At 54.2% G+C, this 18554-nt stretch carries 18 protein-coding genes; 14 read left to right on the forward strand and 4 right to left on the reverse strand.

Going from position 1 to position 18554, the window contains the following annotated elements; all coding sequences use genetic code 11:
- The first annotated feature begins 24 nt into the window (after positions 1 to 24).
- From HUW35_RS16265 to HUW35_RS16305, 10 genes are all read left to right on the forward strand, one after another.
- Positions 25 to 909 carry a hypothetical protein gene (locus tag HUW35_RS16265; protein WP_181253264.1) on the forward strand — a complete coding sequence of 295 codons (885 nt, stop codon included), beginning with the start codon at positions 25 to 27 and terminating at the stop codon, positions 907 to 909.
- Between the two features lie 362 nt (positions 910 to 1271).
- Positions 1272 to 1754: a hypothetical protein gene (locus tag HUW35_RS16270; RefSeq protein WP_181253265.1), complete on the forward strand. Its 483-nt coding sequence runs from the start codon at positions 1272 to 1274 to the stop codon at positions 1752 to 1754.
- 130 nt (positions 1755 to 1884) lie between these two features.
- Positions 1885 to 2232, forward strand: a complete 348-nt coding sequence (locus tag HUW35_RS16275; protein ID WP_181253266.1) for a hypothetical protein — start codon at positions 1885 to 1887, stop codon at positions 2230 to 2232.
- 70 nt (positions 2233 to 2302) lie between these two features.
- The gene (locus HUW35_RS16280; RefSeq protein ID WP_181253267.1) at positions 2303 to 2689 is read left to right on the forward strand and encodes a hypothetical protein; all 387 of its coding nucleotides are present in this window, start codon (positions 2303 to 2305) and stop codon (positions 2687 to 2689) included.
- Positions 2690 to 2778: 89 nt separating this feature from the next.
- A complete protein-coding gene (locus tag HUW35_RS16285) occupies positions 2779 to 3324 on the forward strand; it encodes a PIN domain-containing protein (RefSeq protein WP_181253268.1) in 546 nt (181 codons plus the stop codon).
- Positions 3325 to 3870: 546 nt separating this feature from the next.
- Positions 3871 to 4422 (forward strand): YdeI/OmpD-associated family protein, encoded by a 552-nt coding sequence (locus tag HUW35_RS16290; RefSeq protein WP_181253269.1) that lies wholly within the window; start codon positions 3871 to 3873, stop codon positions 4420 to 4422.
- 418 nt (positions 4423 to 4840) lie between these two features.
- The gene (locus HUW35_RS16295; RefSeq protein WP_219932609.1) at positions 4841 to 6931 is read left to right on the forward strand and encodes a PHB depolymerase family esterase; all 2091 of its coding nucleotides are present in this window, start codon (positions 4841 to 4843) and stop codon (positions 6929 to 6931) included.
- Positions 6932 to 7088: 157 nt separating this feature from the next.
- Entirely contained in the window at positions 7089 to 7289 is a 201-nt protein-coding gene (locus HUW35_RS18785) for a hypothetical protein (RefSeq protein WP_078085899.1), read from the forward strand.
- A gap of 193 nt (positions 7290 to 7482) precedes the next feature.
- The gene (locus HUW35_RS16300) at positions 7483 to 7980 is read left to right on the forward strand and encodes a hypothetical protein (protein WP_181253271.1); all 498 of its coding nucleotides are present in this window, start codon (positions 7483 to 7485) and stop codon (positions 7978 to 7980) included.
- Positions 7981 to 7993: 13 nt separating this feature from the next.
- Positions 7994 to 8596, forward strand: coding sequence for a hypothetical protein (locus tag HUW35_RS16305; RefSeq protein ID WP_181253272.1), 603 nt, complete (start codon positions 7994 to 7996; stop codon positions 8594 to 8596).
- A 116-nt stretch (positions 8597 to 8712) separates the two neighbouring features.
- Here HUW35_RS16305 and HUW35_RS16310 read toward each other — a convergent pair whose 3' ends face one another.
- Positions 8713 to 9318 (reverse strand): nuclear transport factor 2 family protein, encoded by a 606-nt coding sequence (locus tag HUW35_RS16310; protein ID WP_219932610.1) that lies wholly within the window; start codon positions 9316 to 9318, stop codon positions 8713 to 8715.
- Between the two features lie 34 nt (positions 9319 to 9352).
- Here HUW35_RS16310 and HUW35_RS16315 point away from each other — a divergent pair, with 34 nt between their 5' ends.
- Positions 9353 to 9739 carry a DUF6632 domain-containing protein gene (locus HUW35_RS16315; RefSeq protein WP_181253273.1) on the forward strand — a complete coding sequence of 129 codons (387 nt, stop codon included), beginning with the start codon at positions 9353 to 9355 and terminating at the stop codon, positions 9737 to 9739.
- 31 nt (positions 9740 to 9770) lie between these two features.
- Here the strand turns inward: HUW35_RS16315 and HUW35_RS16320 are convergent, their stop codons facing one another.
- Both HUW35_RS16320 and pelA read right to left on the reverse strand, forming a co-directional pair.
- Positions 9771 to 11408, reverse strand: a complete 1638-nt coding sequence (locus tag HUW35_RS16320) for a sodium:solute symporter (RefSeq protein WP_181253274.1) — start codon at positions 11406 to 11408, stop codon at positions 9771 to 9773.
- Positions 11409 to 11473: 65 nt separating this feature from the next.
- A complete protein-coding gene (pelA, locus tag HUW35_RS16325; RefSeq protein ID WP_181253275.1) occupies positions 11474 to 12625 on the reverse strand; it encodes a pectate lyase in 1152 nt (383 codons plus the stop codon).
- Between the two features lie 149 nt (positions 12626 to 12774).
- Here pelA and trxC point away from each other — a divergent pair, with 149 nt between their 5' ends.
- A complete protein-coding gene (gene trxC, locus HUW35_RS16330; RefSeq protein ID WP_181253276.1) occupies positions 12775 to 13218 on the forward strand; it encodes a thioredoxin TrxC in 444 nt (147 codons plus the stop codon).
- Between the two features lie 83 nt (positions 13219 to 13301).
- Here the strand turns inward: trxC and tmpT are convergent, their stop codons facing one another.
- A complete protein-coding gene (gene tmpT / locus HUW35_RS16335; protein ID WP_181253277.1) occupies positions 13302 to 13952 on the reverse strand; it encodes a thiopurine S-methyltransferase in 651 nt (216 codons plus the stop codon).
- A gap of 138 nt (positions 13953 to 14090) precedes the next feature.
- Here tmpT and hrpB point away from each other — a divergent pair, with 138 nt between their 5' ends.
- Positions 14091 to 16658 carry an ATP-dependent helicase HrpB gene (gene hrpB / locus HUW35_RS16340; protein ID WP_181253278.1) on the forward strand — a complete coding sequence of 856 codons (2568 nt, stop codon included), beginning with the start codon at positions 14091 to 14093 and terminating at the stop codon, positions 16656 to 16658.
- Between the two features lie 306 nt (positions 16659 to 16964).
- Positions 16965 to 18485 carry a family 16 glycosylhydrolase gene (locus HUW35_RS16345; protein ID WP_219932611.1) on the forward strand — a complete coding sequence of 507 codons (1521 nt, stop codon included), beginning with the start codon at positions 16965 to 16967 and terminating at the stop codon, positions 18483 to 18485.
- Positions 18486 to 18554: the final 69 nt, after the last annotated feature.

Genomic DNA, 18554 nt, shown 5'->3' on the forward strand with positions numbered 1-18554 from the left:
CCGCAAAACGACGAGGTACTAGTTATGAATAAAAACAACTGGCTATCGCAAAGCAGCGAGCAAGATTACGACCTGACCGATCACGGTATTAGACCCACGGTACTACCAAGTGAAGCGGACGTTGGCAAGGCCATGCTCAATGAGCTTTATGAAACAGCCGCAAACAAAGATGGCGATATCAATATCGCCCTGCTCGGCGGCCGCGGTGCCCAGGAACTGCACCGCCTGCTGGGTGAACTGGCCAAGACGTCGGAGAAAGATGAATTGCTGGACCGGCTGAACGTCTTCACGCAAGATGCACTGGCACCCATGAGCATGAGCAACTGCTTCAGCTTTGTGCGGGATTTCGAGCGCATTCTCGGCCCTGACTTCTTCAAAAAGATCAAAAGCTTCACCCCGATGCAGACAGATACCGATGACCTGGAAGCCGGGCTGATCGCGTATCTGGACAAACTGGAATCCCTGGGCGGACTGGATATCTTCTTCATCGGCCACGGCCCGGAAGAAAACCAGGCCTCCCACCTCGCCTACATCAAGCCCTTCTCCGGCGCCCAGAGCAATCACGTTGCCGGCATCATCCCGATTTCCAGCAGCATTCTGGAGCATCACATCAGCAAATTTAAGGCTGGCGGCAGTGCGGTAAATGAGCAGGATGAAGCTGAATGCCGCTCCGCCCAGTACATCCTCACCCTGGGCCCCGCAGCAATTTTGCAGGCAAAAAAGGTGGTGCAGTCTGTCGTCGATGCCGAAACTGCCCCGGCAAAGGTGCAGACTTATGCGAATGTGCTGAACACCCGTTTGAGTGCCGACCGCGAGGAATTGCTGGAGCAGCTGAATGCCAATCCCGGTTTGTGGATCAGGCTGCACTCCAATACCAAGTCTTTTGTGCTGCCCAATCTGGGACTGTAATTCGACAGCCACCCGCAAAAGGCCGGCATTGCCGGCCTTTTGCGTATGTGGACATCCAAAAGAACAATATTTATACAGCTATAAATCTAATACCACCAGTCAACAAAGTGATCACGCTGCCTCATATCTCAGCAACTCGATAACTTTTCAGACTTTATCCTTATAAGTCAGTCACTTAGCAATCCTCCATGTAAGGAGGATATGAGGCGTGACGAACACATCCACGAATGGCACAATCTTACTAATTTAAGCTAAAGGCATGATATTGCGGGCTTTTTCGTCTTAGGGGTTTTTGGATTAAAGAAAGATAGTGGGCAACAGGATATGATTCTCTCCGCCCACGATTAAACTGTTAGAGCAGTATGAAAATTTTTGTAGTAATCGTCATTCTAATTGTCATGTTCACTTCCGGATGCGTAGTGACAGACTCGCATTTAGCCATGTCATTAAGTGAGGAAACTGCGTCGAGGCTGGGTAAAGATGGGTATGCGGAGATCGCTTCTGAATATGGTTTTGAGCTTTCAGACAGGCTGAATGCATCGTCATGGAAATATTGCAATAAAGATCTTCCGCAGTCAGTTGCGCGGGAGATTGAAGAATGCCCAAAAAATGTGAGCTGGGAGCAATATAAATCTGGGTTGCAGAACCTATATGTTTCCAAGCTATCTAGGGCTGAATTGGAGTATTTGAACAAAGCTGATCTAGATGATGCTGAGGATCCTCGTGTCCAAAACTTTGTACTCTTGAGTCTTCTCATACCTTATGTCATCTTCGAAAGCTGCTCTGATATGGCTCTAGAAGAAGTCCGGCAAATTATGGAGAGCGCGCAGTGCCGACCGCTCTAACAATCAGCGGCAGAGCGACAGCCAACGCTACGCACCTTTTGTGTTACTCGCTGACGCTCAAAAATTAACACAAAATGCGCTCCGCGCTGGCGGCGCCTGCGCTGGGCGTTAGCGATCAGTGGTAATTAGATTGGAAATCATCATAAATATTGTGGCTTTTGGGCTCATTGGATTCTTGGGACCTTACCTGAATTCAAAACTAAGCAGAAAAAAGTACGAGAACATTGAAAATCGAGTATTTCGGTATGTCGGAGATAAAATTGAAATAACTGCCTCACTCGGATCGTGGCCATTCAAGCCAAAAATTCTTTATGTGAAGAAAGGGAGTGTGGCCACTATCCAGTATGCGGGTATCGTTAGCCTATTTTTTAAAAACAAGGGCGTTGTTGATTTGTCACATGGTGGAGTGAATCCAGAAGGTATAGCAAAAGCGGCAGTTAATTTCTTCCCTGAAGCTGAGTTTGTGAGGATCAAGTGACGCTAACAATCACAGGCAGGTTGCTACGGCCCTTTGGGCCTCCACGGGAAATTATGCATATGATCAGAATATGAGCTGGAAAAGAATTTTATCATTTAGCTTTATATCCATCACCGTTCAGGTGGTTATAGGCCTAGTTTTTACTTTAATGTTTGGCGAAGAGTCTTATTTCAAAGACGACTCCCAATATCTTCTTATTTTATTGGGCGGTATAGCCAATTTTCTTGTTTATTTTTTTCACACTAAAGGCATTAATTCGAAATTTTACTTAAGTTCGGTTTGTATCTTTTTAGTAAGTGCTTCTAGTTCTTGGGTAATACACTATATCCTTTTCAGAGGGCTGTATTTTGATAAGACCGTAGCTATCGACTCCGTCGTAACCATTTTGACTCTATTGGCAGGTACTCATGTAGCTATAAATAACCAAAAATCGGGAAGCAGAGCCAAAAATGCATAACAAAGCATGCCAAAATCGTAGCACTTCGTGCTACTCGACTCGCTACGCCCGCCTTTGCTTGCGGCGTTAGCATAACAAGGAGCTCCACAATGAAGTGGGCATTTATCGACTATGAAAATGTCGGTGGAATGAAGAAAATAGACCTTTCACAGCATGAAAGAGTCATCGTATTTCTTGGCGCAAAGCAACCAAAGCTAGATTTTGGCGCATCAAAGTATGATTCACCGATCAACCTTATTGTTGTACAAATAAAGGCTACACAGGCAAACAATCTAGATTTCCATCTTGCTTACTACTTAGGCAAGTACGATCGTGAAGCCGAGAAGAATGTAACGTTCGAAGTCATTACAAATGATAATGGCTTCGCGCCATTAATTTCACATTTGAAGTCAAATGGTAGAACTTGTAAGCACATCAAGCAGGTTACCGTAGCGGCTTCCACTCAAAAATTGTCGAGCTCTCTTACTAAGTCTCCGAAAGAAAAACGGCCAAAAACCGTATCATCTCTAAAAAACCATATCGCGGCGCACTTGAAGCTACAAGGTAATGAAATCGCGGTACAAGGGCAGGTAAATAAGCTTGTTCAAGAGAAAAAGGTGGTGCTAAATGGAGAATCTGTAGAGTACCAGCGTTAGCAAGGCCGGGTAGTTACCTCCGAGCCTGCACGGGGCAGAGTTATGTGTAAATCTCGATGAATAAATATCAATATCCTTGGTGGGCGAAAATATACACTTTGTGGGCGTCTGTGATTGTGTTTTCATTTCTTTCCATAGTGGATGCCATCTGGATCAAATCCGAGTATCCAGAGGCTTACGCACTGATTCTCGCAACGGTAATAATCCAATATTTTTTCACAGAATTTCAGGCTCGATATTGGCCTATATCAGCTGAAGACTCAGGCCTATATTTCCATACCCCCCAAAAACTCGCGTTTGTTCCATGGAGTTCGATCGAATCGATCAAACAGTTCCCTACTCAAAAGTTTCAGCCCTACGAGTGGCATCAAACATTTTTCTCATCAGGCAGCCTAATCTCCACCAAAAATGGGGAAGAATACGTCATTTATAAAAAGGTCCATGGGTACAACGAGCTTATTAGCAAGTGCCAAGAACACGCACAATAAAGGTATCAAAGGGACTCGGTATAAAAAGGAGTTCCTCTAAATATCGAAAGGGAAATAAATGGCACAGGCAAGCACAGAGTCACAATTCAAAGCTCAACTCCTCCGACCAAAAGACCCTGGTAGCGGCGCGCCATGGGCATTCGTCATTCTACCCAGAGCTGTTAGCGCAAAGCTCCCTCGTCGCGGCCGCACCACCGTTGATGGCACTATCAATGGCAAGCCTTTCACGGTCCTGCTTGAGCCAGATGGCAAGAAAAGCCACTGGCTCAAAATTGATGAAGAACTGCTCAAGCAGTCAGGTGCGAGCTACGGCGATGTCGTAGAGTTTCAGGTTACTAGCGCCGCAGAGGAGCTGGAACCGGAGGTTCCCGCGGATCTGCTCGACGCATTATCGGCCTCACCCGAGGCCAAAGAGACCTGGCACGCAACTACCACCATCTCACGTATTGACTGGATTCACTGGATTACTTCCGCAAAGCAGGCAAAGACCCGCACCAAGCGTATTCATGATGCCTGTGACATGCTCGCGTCGGGTAAAAAGAAGGTGTGCTGTTTTGATACGTCGGGTTTTTATAGTAAGGCATTCCGCGCGCCCGAAACCGCAGATTGAGGAAGCCTCGATATGATAAGCCGTTACCAGCTCCGTTCCTCTGGTCGCCACGCGCCCATTTGATGCAATGATGCATTGAGGAAATATCGATATAGCCGCCCTTGAGTCGGCCATCTGTGTAAAGGCCTACAGGCTTATCAGATTCTAACCATTTCCGGCGAAGTATTACGCCAAACTGCGAACCAGCCACCACATTGAGGGCCACTTTACGACCTTGGTCTAGTGGCCATCGCTATGCCCTCGAATAAGCTGAATGAGCAAACGTCCTCTGCGCGATTTGCTCACTGCCTTGCGCACCTATCGTTTGTGCAGTCAGAACATAATTCAAATAATGAAGGTACTAGCGATGAATCATAATCGAACGTCCAATAAGGGCGTCCCTACCCTAATTCTATTTTTACTATCCGGGTTTTTTGCCATGGCTGCCAGCGCAGGCAGCTGGCAGCAGGGCCAATCCATTGGCGGTTTCAATTCCGTGCATGTGTATACACCGGATTCTGTATCGTCGATCGGCGATGGCAAGGCGCTGCTGATCGTGTTGCACGGCTGTGTGCAGCCCACCAACAATTTCCTCACTGCAAACCTGGAAGTGGCAGCGGAGCAGTACGGCATGGTGATCGCCGTGCCGGATGCCATGAACAAGGCTGGATATAGTTGCTGGTCTTATTGGCAGGGAACCAAGTCGCGTTCTTCTGGCGACTATAAGAATCTGATTTCCCTCGCCAATGCGATGAGTGGCGACGCGAGCCGCAATATCGACCCGGACCAGGTGTATATCGCCGGCCTGTCTTCCGGTGCGGCTTTTGCCAACACCACAGCCTGCCTGGCTCCGGACGTATTTGCCGGTATGGGTATCAGTGCGGGCCCGAGTATCGGCACCTCCTCCAACGGTGCCCTTGGCCCCTGTGAGCAGGCAGATGTGACTGCGCGCTGTAATACCTACGCCGGCAGCTATAAAAGCCACTTTGCCACCCAGGTCGCATCTATCGCCCACGGCGATGCCGATACCACCGTGAACCAGTGCTATAACGAGCAGAATTCCGACGGTATGGCAGGCGTTTACGGCGTCGCCAAACTGTCCGGCACCAATACCATCAGCGAGGGCAGTAGCCGCACCGCAGAGGAAACCCTGTGGGAAGATGGGCGGGTTTCCATGCTGTGGCTGAATGATGTCGATCACGCCTGGTCTGGCGGCGAAGGCGCCTCTGGCGGTTACATCTCGCCGAACAGCATCAACTATGCCTCCTACCTCGGCCAGTATTTCACCGCCAACAACAAGCGCGTCGACCGCAATACCGGGCCCGAGATCACGAACCTTGCGGCAAGCGAAAGCAACAGCCTGCTATCAATCAGCGGTAATGCACTGGATGCGGAAGGCAGCGTCACCGGAGTGGCAATCACCATCAGCAATATCGACAGCGGTACACCGGTATTGGTGGAAACCCTCGACGTGTCTTCGGTGGATGCTGCGGGCTTCTTCAGCGCTACCAGCGCCACGCTGGCAGACGGCCTGTACGAAGTCAGTGCAGTCGCCACCGATAACGAAGGCGCAGACGGCGATGTGACTAGCGTCACTACCCGTGTAGGCCCGGAGCCGCCGGCGACGGCACCAGTATTGAGCGATACTGCAGCCAGTGTCAGCGGCCAGTGCGCCACCGTAACCGGCACCGCGGTGGACGCGAACCAGAACCTGCAGAGCGTGGTGGTCGCCTTTGCCAGCGGCAATGTTACCGCGAGTATTTCTGGCAATGGCTACTCCGCCCAGGGTTGTAACCTGCCCGATGGTGAAAACACTGCAACGGTTACCGCCACCGACAGTACCTCGCTCTCCAGCCAAGCCAGTGTCACTTTCAATGTCGACGCGGGCCAGACTGGTGATTACAACTTCCATATCAGCGCGGGACATATCACCTGGGGAGTCGGTTACTCGGCCTGCTACCTGGCGTTCGGCACCAGTGAATTCACCATGCGCGAATATCCCTCGGGCGGTGATTGCCAGTGGGTCGCCGATGGTGACAGCAGCTGTGCCGGACCGGTTCAGGCCTGCTCAACAGGTGGCGGCGAGCCGACTACCGACACCGACGGGGATGGCGTGGAAGATGCGCTGGATAACTGCCCGAACACTGCCAATGCCAACCAGGCGGACAACGACAACGACGGAATCGGCAATGCCTGCGACAGCACCCCGGATGGTGAGCCTGTAGATACCGATGGCGACGGCGTGACCGACAGCGTGGACAACTGCCCCAACACCGCCAACGCGGACCAGCTGGACAATGATGGTGATGGCATTGGCAACGCCTGCGACAGCACCCCCGACGGCGATGTGGCCTGCACCGAGTACTCCGCCAGCAACTACAACCATGTGCAGGCAGGCCGAGCCACCACCAATGGCAGCTACGCCTATGCGGTCGGTTCCGGTGATAACCTGGGACTGTACAACGTGTTTGTAACCTCGACGCTGGCCGAGACTGCTGCTGGTTACTACGTGAAAGGTAACTGCCCCTGATCCCATCCTTGATTGGCGTGCAGTAAAACCCAATCGGCCGTAAAATGTTGGCCCGCCCTGCCCTCGCCCCCTGCGGGAGCTGGGCGGGTACAACACAAGCAGCGAAACATCAGAACAGCCGGTTTCGCACTGCTGCTACTGCCGATAAGGACATCCAATGCTTAAATTTCTGCTTTGGCTTCTACTTTTTGTACTCTGCTGGCCGCTGGCGTTACTCGCACTTCTGCTCTGGCCATTCGTCTGGCTCCTGTCATTACCCTTCCGGCTTGTCGGTATTACTTTCGAGGCCCTGTTTGCCTTCTTGCGCGCAGTACTGATGCTGCCGGCGCGTGTGCTCGGCCACAAACCTCCGGCGTAAAAGAAAAGGCAATCCCTGCAGCACTCGACACTCCTTTCCACCACTCCCGATCAAATCAGCACTGCAAAGAAGATTCTCAACTAGGATTCAAAGTGTTTTCCTTAGCACACATCGAATTCTGAACATGCATGTATCCATCCGACGCGCTTTGAGCACACTTCTATTCGCCCTAGCTAGTGGGCTGACGTCACCGATGGCGGCTTTTGGCGCTGGCAACAACAGCCTGTTTGCAGTGGATGCCGCGGACCTTATCGCGAGGGCAGCCGACGCGATTTACAGGGAACGCGATGATATCGAGGATAATGAACTCGTCGCCACCACATCCATGGTGTCCATTCGCTGTCGGGCCGGACGGGAAGTGCGCATTCCGAGAATTAGTGAAACGCAGTGTCCGGCGCCGAGAGTGATCAGTAGTCCGTGTATCGCAGACATCCAATTCCCCCTGCGCTCCACGATAAAAAGCGATGTCACCACGCTAAATAACGGTCAGTGTGAGGTCCACTTCAGTTACGACTTTGTAAGTGCAGAACAGCTTGAGACTGGCGACATAATTGTCGGCATAAACCATGGCGGAAGCAGTGGTAGCAGGCAGGGTGACTGCGCGACACTGAAGCCTTACTTCGAAATTGAAGAAGCACTACGCGTGTACCAATATGCATTAGAGCGCGAACTCTCTGTGATCCAGCCATAAAGGTGGCAACGGTATGTTCAAGATCCCTACATTCATAGCCACAGCGATCATCGCGGCCTTTTCTGGCTTCACATACGCAGGCGATCCCGGTGCATCACAGGCCAAGACAGAATCAGCGCGGCCGGCGGTCACAAAGCCTGAATCAACCGGAAGCAGTTTTGCGGTAGATATTCCGGGATTGATTGAGGCCTCGGTATCCAAAGTGCTTGAGGCACATGATGAGCTTGAGTACGACGACTTTGTTATGGAGCAGGAGGACATATACTTTCATTGTGATAGCGAAGCTCGCTGGCGCTACGTCGATGGCTTCACTCTGGAGTTGCCTAATCAAGCGGGACCCGCATCTCTTTGCGAGGTCCAGCTAAAGCTAATCATCAAGGATACGCTGGAGCAAAATCGTATGCGCGCAGATGGTGCGTCAGAATACTGCTACGACGCCATCGACTTTGAATCAATCAGCGTGATCGTCTATGGAAGCGGCGTGATCGAGACCCACCGGGGGCAAGGACACAGCGGCGGAACCATTTCCTGCGATAAACGGCGGATATTTTTGTCAATCGATGAGGCTATCGCCCAATATGTAAGCGCAGAAATCCCTGATCAGGATCCACCATAGGGGCACTGAAGTGAATCGATCCGACTATTCCGAACTTACCGATAACCTGCCCGAGCCATGAATTGCCAATGCTATCACCTGGCGCGCACTATTACTGTCTCTGACACAGGAGGCTATTACTCACCCTTTGATTGATGTGCCTTGATCATTTTGGTGATCGATTTGGCAAGATCATTCGGCACCGGAAAATGTAAATTGTACTGGGCTATTTTCCACTGCCCATCTTCTCTCACCAGAACACCACTGCCTCGACACTCGCCGTAAGCTTCGCTATCGAGCAGCTCGTCAAACCAGGCGACATCGCCATGCAGAACGATGGTTCTATCCCTGGGCACATAGGTCCAGCCCTTTCCCTGACTGAAATAAGGCCTGACAAATTCCTTGAACTCGGCAGCAGACCAGCGTTCCGTCGCATCGGTGCCGATAAAGACGCCATCGTTATTCAATATATTGAAGTAAGCATCAAAATCCGCCTCAGCAGCCGCCTGATGAAACGCATCTAGTTGGGCGCCGACCACGTTTTTTGCCTGGTCCGTGGTTGAGTCCGCGCTGGCCCAGGCTGTTGCGGCCTGCAACACAACAGCCAAACACAGGATCCACCCCTTCCACCACAATGCAGTTCTGTTACGCATAAACAAGTCCTCTCCCGGATTATCTGCTGAATTCAACGCACATTCGTCGCCATATTTAATACTTATATACGCCATCAATGCTATACCCATGACTCACCCAAAGGTGGGTCTAGAGGAGCCGACCGTGCAAGAAGAACAGAAACTCAAGTATTTGAAAGTTGCCCTTATCGTCTTTGGCATCATCTTTATTTTCGGGATCTACGCGATGATGATGTGGGTGTGGCCTTCCGGTTGGGGCTGGACACCGCGCCAGCCTGAATATGAACAGATGATTATGGGCGTTTATGCGACCCTTGGCGTATTTTTGATCAGGGCAGCCAAAGATCCTCTGGCCAATGCCAGCCTGATTTGGTTTACGGTGTGGTCCAGTATTGTTCACGGCGGAATTATGCTGGTACAGGCGATTGTCGACGAAACAGAGCGGGCAAACCTGTTGGGCGATGTCCCCGCCCTGTTCCTGGTGGCAGCAGTGCTTTGGTACCTGATGCCCAGGGCAGCCAGACACAAGTGACCGGGGTGCGGCTAAAAGCCGTTTCTGGCGACTAGTCACCCATATACAGCAGTAGTACCAGCAGGCCGAAAAACCAGAGTAAGAGCCATACACTGCGCCTGTACCAATTGCTGCGGGCTTCCACGCGCAAGTGATGGCGAATTGCGTGTTCATACAGGTCGGTATTTGAAGCCGGAGTAACCGATGTGGCCGTGCCCATACCTGACACTTGGGCCAGTATCCAGGCCACAGCCACCGTCACCGCGAAACCGATGACGTTCCACCACAACCAGGAAAGTTCTGGCAGATACAGCCAGCACAAGCCGTTACTGGCAATCCCACTCAGCAACCCTGCGATAGCATGAGGCCCGAGCACCCTGTGGGTGAGAAAGCCGAGGGCAAATACGGCGAGAATGGGGCCATTCGCCAGCGAACCAATCTTGTTGATCGCCTCCAGTACCGTGGGGGCGATGTCATCCACGAAGAACGCCATCACCAGGGTGATAACACCCCACAGGGTGGTCAGCAGTCGCGAAAGAATGAGTTCCTTGTGTGGACTCCAGCTACCGCGGTGAAAGCGGCGCACGAAATCTTCCATGGTGGTGGCGCTCAGGGAGTTCAGCACGGAATCCAAGGAGGACATGGCGGCGGCGAACAGTGCCACCAGGCTCAAGCCCACCAGCCCCACCGGCAACACATTGATCATGTACAGCGGCACCGAAAGATTGTATTCAGGCCCATTGCCGGAATCCGGTAGTGCAGCGATGAATTCCGGGTGTTGCGCGGCATAGACACCGATACCGACGCCGACCAGGCAATACAGCAATACCAGCGGAAACCTCAGAAGCCCGTTGATCAACAGCGCATTGTTGGTGGCGTCAATATCACGGGTACTCAATTGACGCTGTACCTGGCTCTGGTCACAGCCGTAATAGGACACATACAGGAAGAGCCCACCGAATAGCATGGGCCAGAAGGCAAAGGTTTCCCCATCACCGAACCCATGGTGAGTAAAGTCCAGCGTGGTTTTGCGCTCCTGGGCAAACGACTGCCACATCTGACCGAAACCGCCACTGGAATCCACCAGAAACACGAGTACCAGCACCAGCATGGCCGCGAGAATCAGTAACTGGATGACATCGGAATAGATAACCCCGCGTATTCCACCCATCACATCGTAAACAACGGTGAATACACCCAGGAGAAACACCGATGCGGTAAACCCCAGCCCGGTAATCAGGTCGATCACCAGCGCAATACTGTACACGGTCACCGCAGTGGCAAACGCCCGCACAAACAGAAACAGCCCACTGAGCGTCAGTCGCGTTTCCAGATCAAAGCGCTGTTCCAGATAGGCGTAGACCGAAACAAGGTTCAGGTGCCGGAATAGCGGCATCACAAACAGAATCAACACGATCATGGCAAGAGGAACCGCCAGTTCGTACTGCAACCACAACAGCCCACCACCCGCGGCGAAAGCGACAAACGCGGGCGCGCCGAGAATGCTGTTGGTAGAGCACTGGGTCGCCATGATCGAGAGCCCCACCGGCCAGGGGCCGACATTGCGCCCGGCCACATAGTAGTCTTCCCGGCTCTCCTGACGACGCGCAAGCCAGTAGGCCATGACCAGCAGCCCTGCGCAGTAAGCGACAATGATCAGCCAGTCAATCCATGTGATACTCTGATTCATTCGACTCCCTGAATTCCGCTAGCTCCCCAAATTTGGCTAGCGAGGTGATTCCTCTTAAAGCCCGGTCACAGTTCGAAGCGCTGTTTCCACGCGGGGTACTCCTCCTGCAATAACCGCTCCGGCCAATAGCCATACCAGCTGTAACCGGTGCGCCGTTCGATATCCACTTCCGAAAGCTGATACACCCTTTTGCCATTTCTGTTTGCCAGAAACGGTTCGCTGGTTTTCAGATCGTAGAATCTCGCCCAGATCGGCTTTGCCTGCGCATCGTCGACCACGACCAGATCGTAATCCGCCGCGTGAAAATCGAAACGCTGCCCTGCCGTGTCCACCCGCTCGACCCGGAACCCGTTCAGTTTTACGGATTTCAGCCAGGCAATTCCGCCCTGTATAGCGGCAACGGTGTCCGGGGATGGGTCGTCGATAGTCATCAGATACTGAAGTACCGGCACTGTTTCCCAAGCGAGGATTCCCGGCAATTCATACGCCCTGCCCTTGACCGGCTTCAGGGATTTTTCGTGATACTGTCCGGCCCAGCCCGCGGGCTTCCCATCGATACGAACCTGCATCGCCAATAGCAGTTCATCACCCTTGAACACCGCCCGGGCTGCCTGCTCACGCAGGTCATCATCAATGTATTCAAATGGCGGCCCGCCGGCGGCGACCTCCCGCAGGAATCCCAACACACCGGGCATCACCTCATCGGCAATGGTGATATGGCGATAGTAGGCCCGCTCGGTGCGATCCGGAGAATGTGCCCAGCCACCGTTGGCATACTGGCGATCTAGCGTATACCGCAGTCCCTTCAATGCTCCGTCGCGGTATTTGGTCTCGCCGGTTTGCAGGTAGGCGTGTGAGAGGTATTTGATCTGCGGATAGATATTGCGATTGTCGAAACTCGCATCGGGAAGACTCTTGTTTTTTATCGCCTGCGCCCGCTCCTCGGGAGAAACGATGCGCAGCGGGTGCTTGTTGGTGGGCCAGCCACCACTCTCGCGCTGATATAGCAGCAGGTTATCAGCGATCTTGTCGACCTGATGCAGTGCATAGTACTGAACAGTGTTTTCGCCAGTGCGATCATTCCAGTGCTTGATGGCATCCTGAAAGCCGTCGATGGGGATCGGCCGATAAGCCGTCTCCGCGTGAGACTCCGCCATACCCGCAAAAGACAGCATTCCGCAAAGTGCAGCGGGAAGGAAAACTGATAAGCCGTGCATACTACTCCTGAACATTATTTTTATACTCCAGGTGCTACTTTTAAGCCGATATATCTAGAATACCGGATCAACCCGATCCAAAACCACACCCCCGATAAGGGCTATTATTACCGGCGGGTTAAGTAGAGCGTCGTTTCAGGAGACCAATCATGAGCAATAGCGATCCGATACAGGTGCTGTGTCCGTCCTGCGCCGCCGTAAACCGGGTACCCGGAAACCGGCTCGGAGACCGCCCGAAGTGTGGGAAATGCCGCAAACCACTGATTACCGGTCAGCCGCTAAACGGCTCCGACCGCAACTTCCAGCGAATCATCGAAAAGAGTGATCTCCCGGTAGTGATCGATTTCTGGGCAACCTGGTGCGGCCCATGCCAGCAATTCGCACCGGTTTTCAGCCAGGCTGCCTCAGAGATGGCCACTCGGGCATTATTTGTAAAACTGGATACGGAAGCCAACCAGCAGACCGCCGGGCGTTTTCAGATTCGCTCCATTCCGACTTTGATGATTTTTCATCGCGGCCGCGAACTCACGCGGCTTTCGGGTGCCCTTCCCAAGGCCCAGTTTATGCAGTGGTTGAATCAACAACTTCCCTAACACGAATGAAACTAAAATCACCATGCCGGGGCGGCCTATGCTGTTAAATTCCGGCGTCGCGATCAGTGAATAGTGATTTACGGTTAAGCCACAAGGCTTTTGGATTCCAGTAACCAGATCTTTTCCTCTGCCGGACATTTCCCCTTCAGGCCACCTTCTACATCGACCGTTTGCAGCAGGTTCAACGTATAGCTCGCAGCGTAGTGCTCGGCGACTTCCTCGTCGTTCACGCAAAACGGCGGCCCGGGCATTTTTTCCTGATCGTACTCGAAGGTGATCAGCAACTGCGGCGCACTGCCGGTCACTTGTACCAGGTGTTCTGCATACCGACGGCGCATTTCCAGGGGTAACGCCACCAGCGCAGCGCGATCATAAACCGCAGCCACAGGTCCCAAGACTTCGCGGGTGAGGTGTAAAATATCGCCCACAAAAATATCGATGTCCGGGGCGCTATAACGCTTCAGATCACCAGTCTTGTCCACCTGAGGATCAATGCCCAGCTGTTCGAACAGCTGGATCACCGCCATTTCACTCAGCTCTGCACCGGCGACGGCATAACCGCGCTCAAGCAGCCAACCGATATCCAGTGTCTTGCCGCACAGAGGCAGAAACAGTCGGTCACCCTGCTCCAAACCTAGCCGAGCGAAATGTTCGACCAATAGCGGATGGGCCTCGCGATTGTGAAAGCCAATTTCATTGCGCCGCCATTTGTCGTGCCAGAACTCATGCTCCATGAATATCGATCTCCCGGGCTTCTATCCAATTATAAAATCGAGGTGCCGGGTATCATCTTGGACCTGCGCATTGCTGGCAAGTGGCAGACCTTCGGGTTCCCCTGTCTGTATTAACGGACCGCCGCTATAATCGCCGCCATGTCAGAATTCACCTTCCCGCAACTGCCCATTTCAAAGGCCCTGCCCGACCTGTGCGCGACCCTTGACCAGCACGGTAATGTGGTGCTGCAGGCGCCCCCTGGCGCGGGCAAGACCTCCACAGTTCCCCTGGCCCTGCTGAACAGTGAATGGCTGGCCGATAGAAAGATCATCATGCTGGAGCCCCGCCGGCTCGCTGCGCGTTCTTCCGCCGCGCGCATGGCGGAGCTGCTGGGTGAACCGGTGGGGGCCACCGTGGGTTACCAGATTCGTGGCGAGCGCAAGATCGGCAAGCAGACCCGTATCGTGGTGGTCACCGAGGGCATCCTGACCCGACTGCTGCAGTCAGACCCGGAGCTGAGCGATACCGCACTGGTGATTTTTGATGAATTCCACGAGCGCAGCCTGCAGGGAGACCTCTCCCTGGCACTCTGCCTGCAGTCCCAGGAGTTCTTCCGCGAGGACCTGAAACTGCTGGTCATGTCCGCCACCCTGGACGCCGACGCGGTCGCCGGCCTGCTCGGCGATGCACCGGTAATTACCAGCGAGGGCCGCGCCTACCCGGTCGCCATCGAATACCTCCCCCACCAGCAGGTTCCCGACGACCCGCGGCAACTACCGGGACTGATGAGCCGTAAAATCTGCGAGCTAATGGAGCGGGAACACGGCAGCCTGCTGGCTTTTCTCCCCGGTGTGGGTGAAATCCGCCAGGTCGAGAGCAACCTGCGCGAGGCATTGCACGATCGCCCGGATGTGCTAATTGCACCCCTGTACGGCGACCTCGGCAAAAATCAACAGGATGCCGCTATTGCGCCGGCACCGAGTGGGCAGCGCAAGATTGTGCTTGCCACCAACGTGGCAGAAACCAGCCTGACAATTGAAGGGATTCGCATGGTGGTGGATTCCGGCCTGATGCGTGAATCGCGCTTTGACCCCAATACCGGCATGAACCGGCTAGTGACCACGTCCATCTCGCAGGCATCCGCCACCCAGCGCACGGGACGTGCCGGGCGGCTCAGCGAGGGGGTGTGCCTGCGGCTGTGGAGCGAATCCCGCCAGCGACAGCTACCGGCAAAAAACAGCCCGGAAATTCTGCTCAGTGATCTGGCTCCGGTCATGCTGGAACTGGCCCAGTGGGGCGTGAGTGAGGTCAGCGAACTGCGCTGGCTCGACCTACCGCCACCTGGCCCCACGGCGCAGGCGCGGGTATTGCTGCAGGAGCTGGGGGCACTGGATGAGATGCTGCGTATCACCGCGCACGGCAAGGCGATGCTGGCACTCGGCACCCACCCACGCCTCGCCCACATGATGTTGCGCAGTGTCGATCTGCAACTCCAGCAGCACGCCTGCCTGCTGGCCGCCCTGCTCTCCGAGCGGGATATCTTCCGCGGCGAGCAGCGCTGGGACAGGGACATCCATAAACGCATGGAGGTGCTGATCGGTTCGGCAAAAAATAACAGCGCCGATCGCGGGGCCGTGCAACGTATACGCCAGCAGGCAAAAGCCTGGCAGGCGCAGTTACCCGCTAATTCGCGGACCAACCAACAAGCCAGCACGCCCGATCCACTGGAGGCAACCGGGATACTACTCGGCTTCGCCTACCCGGACCGTATCGCGATCAACCGTCGCGATCGCGAGCGACGCTTTCTGCTGTCCAACGGTCGCGGCGCACACTTCTCGCACGACGACGAACTGGCCCTGCAGGATTTTCTCGTTATCGCCGATCTGGACGGCCAAGGGCGCGATGCCCGGGTTCAACTGGCGGCGCGCATCAGCAAACCGGCGCTGTATGAATATTTCGATGACCTGATCACAACCCGGGAATCCGTGCGCTGGGACGACAGCAGCGGCCGCGCCGTCGCCAGTGTGCAAACCTTGCTCGGCAAGCTGGTGCTAGAAGAAAAGCCGGCAAGTGATATTTCCCCGGAACTGTTAAGCCGCGCCCTGCTGGATGCCATTCGCCAACGGGGACTGCGCACGCTGCCCTGGGATAAAGAAACAGAGAACCTGCTGGAAAGGGTCCGCTTCCTGCACGCGCAGCGCGCTGCCTTTCCCGACCTGCTGGAAAACACGGAACTCCCGGACTGGAGTGAAGATCAGCTCCTCGATTCCCTCGAGCACTGGCTGCTGCCGCATCTGAACGGCTTGAACAAACTGGATCAACTGAGGCAACTGGATCTGAAGAATATTCTCCTCGCGCAGCTCGACTGGCCAACCCAGCAGCGCCTGGAGCAAATTGCACCCACCCATATTCAGGTACCCAGCGGCTCCCGTATCGCCATCCAGTACGGGGAGACACCACCGGTGCTTGCGGTGCGGTTACAGGAGATGTTTGGCCTTGGGGAAACGCCCGCGATCCTGAATGGCCGCTATCCTCTGATGATTCACCTGCTCTCTCCGGCACAGAGACCGGTGCAGGTTACCCGTGACCTTTCCAGCTTCTGGAAAAACACGTATCAGGAAGTGAAAAAGGAACTGCGAATCAAATACCAGAAACATTTCTGGCCCGATGATCCGTTAACCGCCCAGGCGACCAGTAAAACCAAGAAGCGCATGGAGAATCGCTAGCCTGCAATAACTGGCACGAAGGAGCCAGGTCGTTCGCGCGGCGATCAACCTGTCACCATCGTGCCACATCCTGATTCCCCGACAATCTACACGCACTTTTGCGCACATCGCCCCGCCAGAAGACAGCGATGTCATCTGGCGGGAAAAGCAGGCGCCAATTTTCCATTTTCCCCCGTGCCACTTTGAAATCCGCGCAGTTCTGGGACGCCACCCCGCCATTTTCCCCCGATATTTCCGGGTCCCGCATTCGTTTAGTAATGAAGAATACGGGTTCACCCACCTCACAATAAAAATGAGAAGGCGAAAATGAACATACCGAATTACTCAGACCATCGCGCAAGACTCCGCTCAGTATTCGCGGGACTTTGTGCAACCTTTATGGTTGCCGGAGCCAATGCGGCCACATTCCAGGCGGAAGACTACAGCGCCTTTTACGACACCACACCGGGCAATACCGGTGGCGCCTACCGCGCCGACGACGTCGATATCGAAGTCACCACGGATACCGGCGGCGGCCACAATGTGGGCTGGGTCGCCGCCGGTGAATGGCTCGCTTATAACAACCTGAATATTCCCACCAGCGGCGAATACACCATCCGCTTTCGCGTTGCCAGTGCCACCGGTGGCACCCTGTCCAATGACCTGAACGGCGGTGCCATCGTGCTTGGCGAACTCAATGTGCCGAACACCGGCGGCTGGCAAAACTGGCAAACCATTTCTCATCGCGTGCATATCAATGCCGGGACCTACAACCTGGGTGTTTACGCGGTGACTGGCGACTGGAACCTCAACTGGATCGAGGTGGTCGCAGATAACCCGGCCAGTGGCGTCGCCACCATTTACCAGCACTGTAATTTTGACGGCTGGTCAACAGGGCTCGGCGTGGGCAGCTACAACCTGGCAAGCCTGCAGGCGCTGGGCTTCGTGAACGACGATGCGTCATCCATTCGCGTGTCATCCGGTTACCAGGCGACGCTTTACGAGAACGACAATTTCACCGGAGCTTCGGTCACGGTTACCGCTGACGATGGCTGTCTCAACAATGAAGGCTTCAATGACAACATTACTTCGATTGTGGTGAGCCCAGCGGCGAACAACGGACTTGTGTGGGGGGATGAATTCGACTCGATCAACAGCGCCAACTGGACATTCGAGACCGGCGGCGGAGGCTGGGGCAACAGTGAACTCCAGTATTACACCGCCGGCCAGAACGCTTCTATCCAATACGATGCACAGGCTGGCAGCAATGTGCTGGTAATCGAGGCGCGCAACGAAGGCGGATACAACTGCTGGTACGGTGCCTGCCAGTACACCTCAACCCGCATGATCACCGCCGGGAAAAAGGAGTTTCAATACGGACGTATCGAAGCGCGGATAAAGCTGCCCCAGACCCAGGGAATCTGGCCCGCATTCTGGATGCTCGGCGGAAATATTCTGACAGGCACTCCGTGGCCCAATTCCGGCGAGATCGACATCATGGAACACGTGGGGTTTGAACCGACCCTGACCCACGGCGCACTGCACGGGCCTGGCTATTCTGGCAACACACCGATCATGGGCACCTACAACGTTGGCCAAAATGTGGATGCGGGCTATCACGTGTACGCCGTCGAATGGAACAGCAACGGTATCAGCTGGTACGTGGACGGAAACAACTTCTACAACGTTTCCCGCGCACAGGTGGAGCAGTACGGCCCCTGGGCATACGACCACCCCTTCTTCATCCTACTGAATGTCGCCGTGGGCGGGAGCTGGCCGGGCAGCCCGGATGGCAGCAGTGTATTCCCGCAACGCATGTATGTGGACTACGTGCGGGTCTACCAGTAACCGGATAACGGCGGACCTGACAATTTCAGGACAAAAAAAACCGCGGCGACGCCGCGGTTTTTTAAGCAT

The sequence above is a fragment of the Microbulbifer sp. YPW1 genome (assembly GCF_013367775.1).
Lineage (GTDB): Bacteria > Pseudomonadota > Gammaproteobacteria > Pseudomonadales > Cellvibrionaceae > Microbulbifer.

Coding starts and splice junctions, on each gene's coding strand:
- HUW35_RS16265 (WP_181253264.1), top strand. CDS start 25: ATGAATAAAAACAACTGGCTATCGCAAAGCAGCGAGCAAGATTACGAC.
- HUW35_RS16270 (WP_181253265.1), top strand. CDS start 1,272: ATGAAAATTTTTGTAGTAATCGTCATTCTAATTGTCATGTTCACTTCC.
- HUW35_RS16280 (WP_181253267.1), top strand. CDS start 2,303: ATGAGCTGGAAAAGAATTTTATCATTTAGCTTTATATCCATCACCGTT.
- HUW35_RS16285 (WP_181253268.1), top strand. CDS start 2,779: ATGAAGTGGGCATTTATCGACTATGAAAATGTCGGTGGAATGAAGAAA.
- HUW35_RS16290 (WP_181253269.1), top strand. CDS start 3,871: ATGGCACAGGCAAGCACAGAGTCACAATTCAAAGCTCAACTCCTCCGA.
- HUW35_RS16295 (WP_219932609.1), top strand. CDS start 4,841: ATGGCTGCCAGCGCAGGCAGCTGGCAGCAGGGCCAATCCATTGGCGGT.
- HUW35_RS18785 (WP_078085899.1), top strand. CDS start 7,089: ATGCTTAAATTTCTGCTTTGGCTTCTACTTTTTGTACTCTGCTGGCCG.
- HUW35_RS16300 (WP_181253271.1), top strand. CDS start 7,483: ATGGCGGCTTTTGGCGCTGGCAACAACAGCCTGTTTGCAGTGGATGCC.
- HUW35_RS16305 (WP_181253272.1), top strand. CDS start 7,994: ATGTTCAAGATCCCTACATTCATAGCCACAGCGATCATCGCGGCCTTT.
- HUW35_RS16310 (WP_219932610.1), bottom strand. CDS start 9,318: ATGGGTATAGCATTGATGGCGTATATAAGTATTAAATATGGCGACGAA.
- HUW35_RS16320 (WP_181253274.1), bottom strand. CDS start 11,408: ATGAATCAGAGTATCACATGGATTGACTGGCTGATCATTGTCGCTTAC.
- pelA (WP_181253275.1), bottom strand. CDS start 12,625: ATGCACGGCTTATCAGTTTTCCTTCCCGCTGCACTTTGCGGAATGCTG.
- trxC (WP_181253276.1), top strand. CDS start 12,775: ATGAGCAATAGCGATCCGATACAGGTGCTGTGTCCGTCCTGCGCCGCC.
- tmpT (WP_181253277.1), bottom strand. CDS start 13,952: ATGGAGCATGAGTTCTGGCACGACAAATGGCGGCGCAATGAAATTGGC.
- hrpB (WP_181253278.1), top strand. CDS start 14,091: ATGTCAGAATTCACCTTCCCGCAACTGCCCATTTCAAAGGCCCTGCCC.
- HUW35_RS16345 (WP_219932611.1), top strand. CDS start 16,965: ATGAACATACCGAATTACTCAGACCATCGCGCAAGACTCCGCTCAGTA.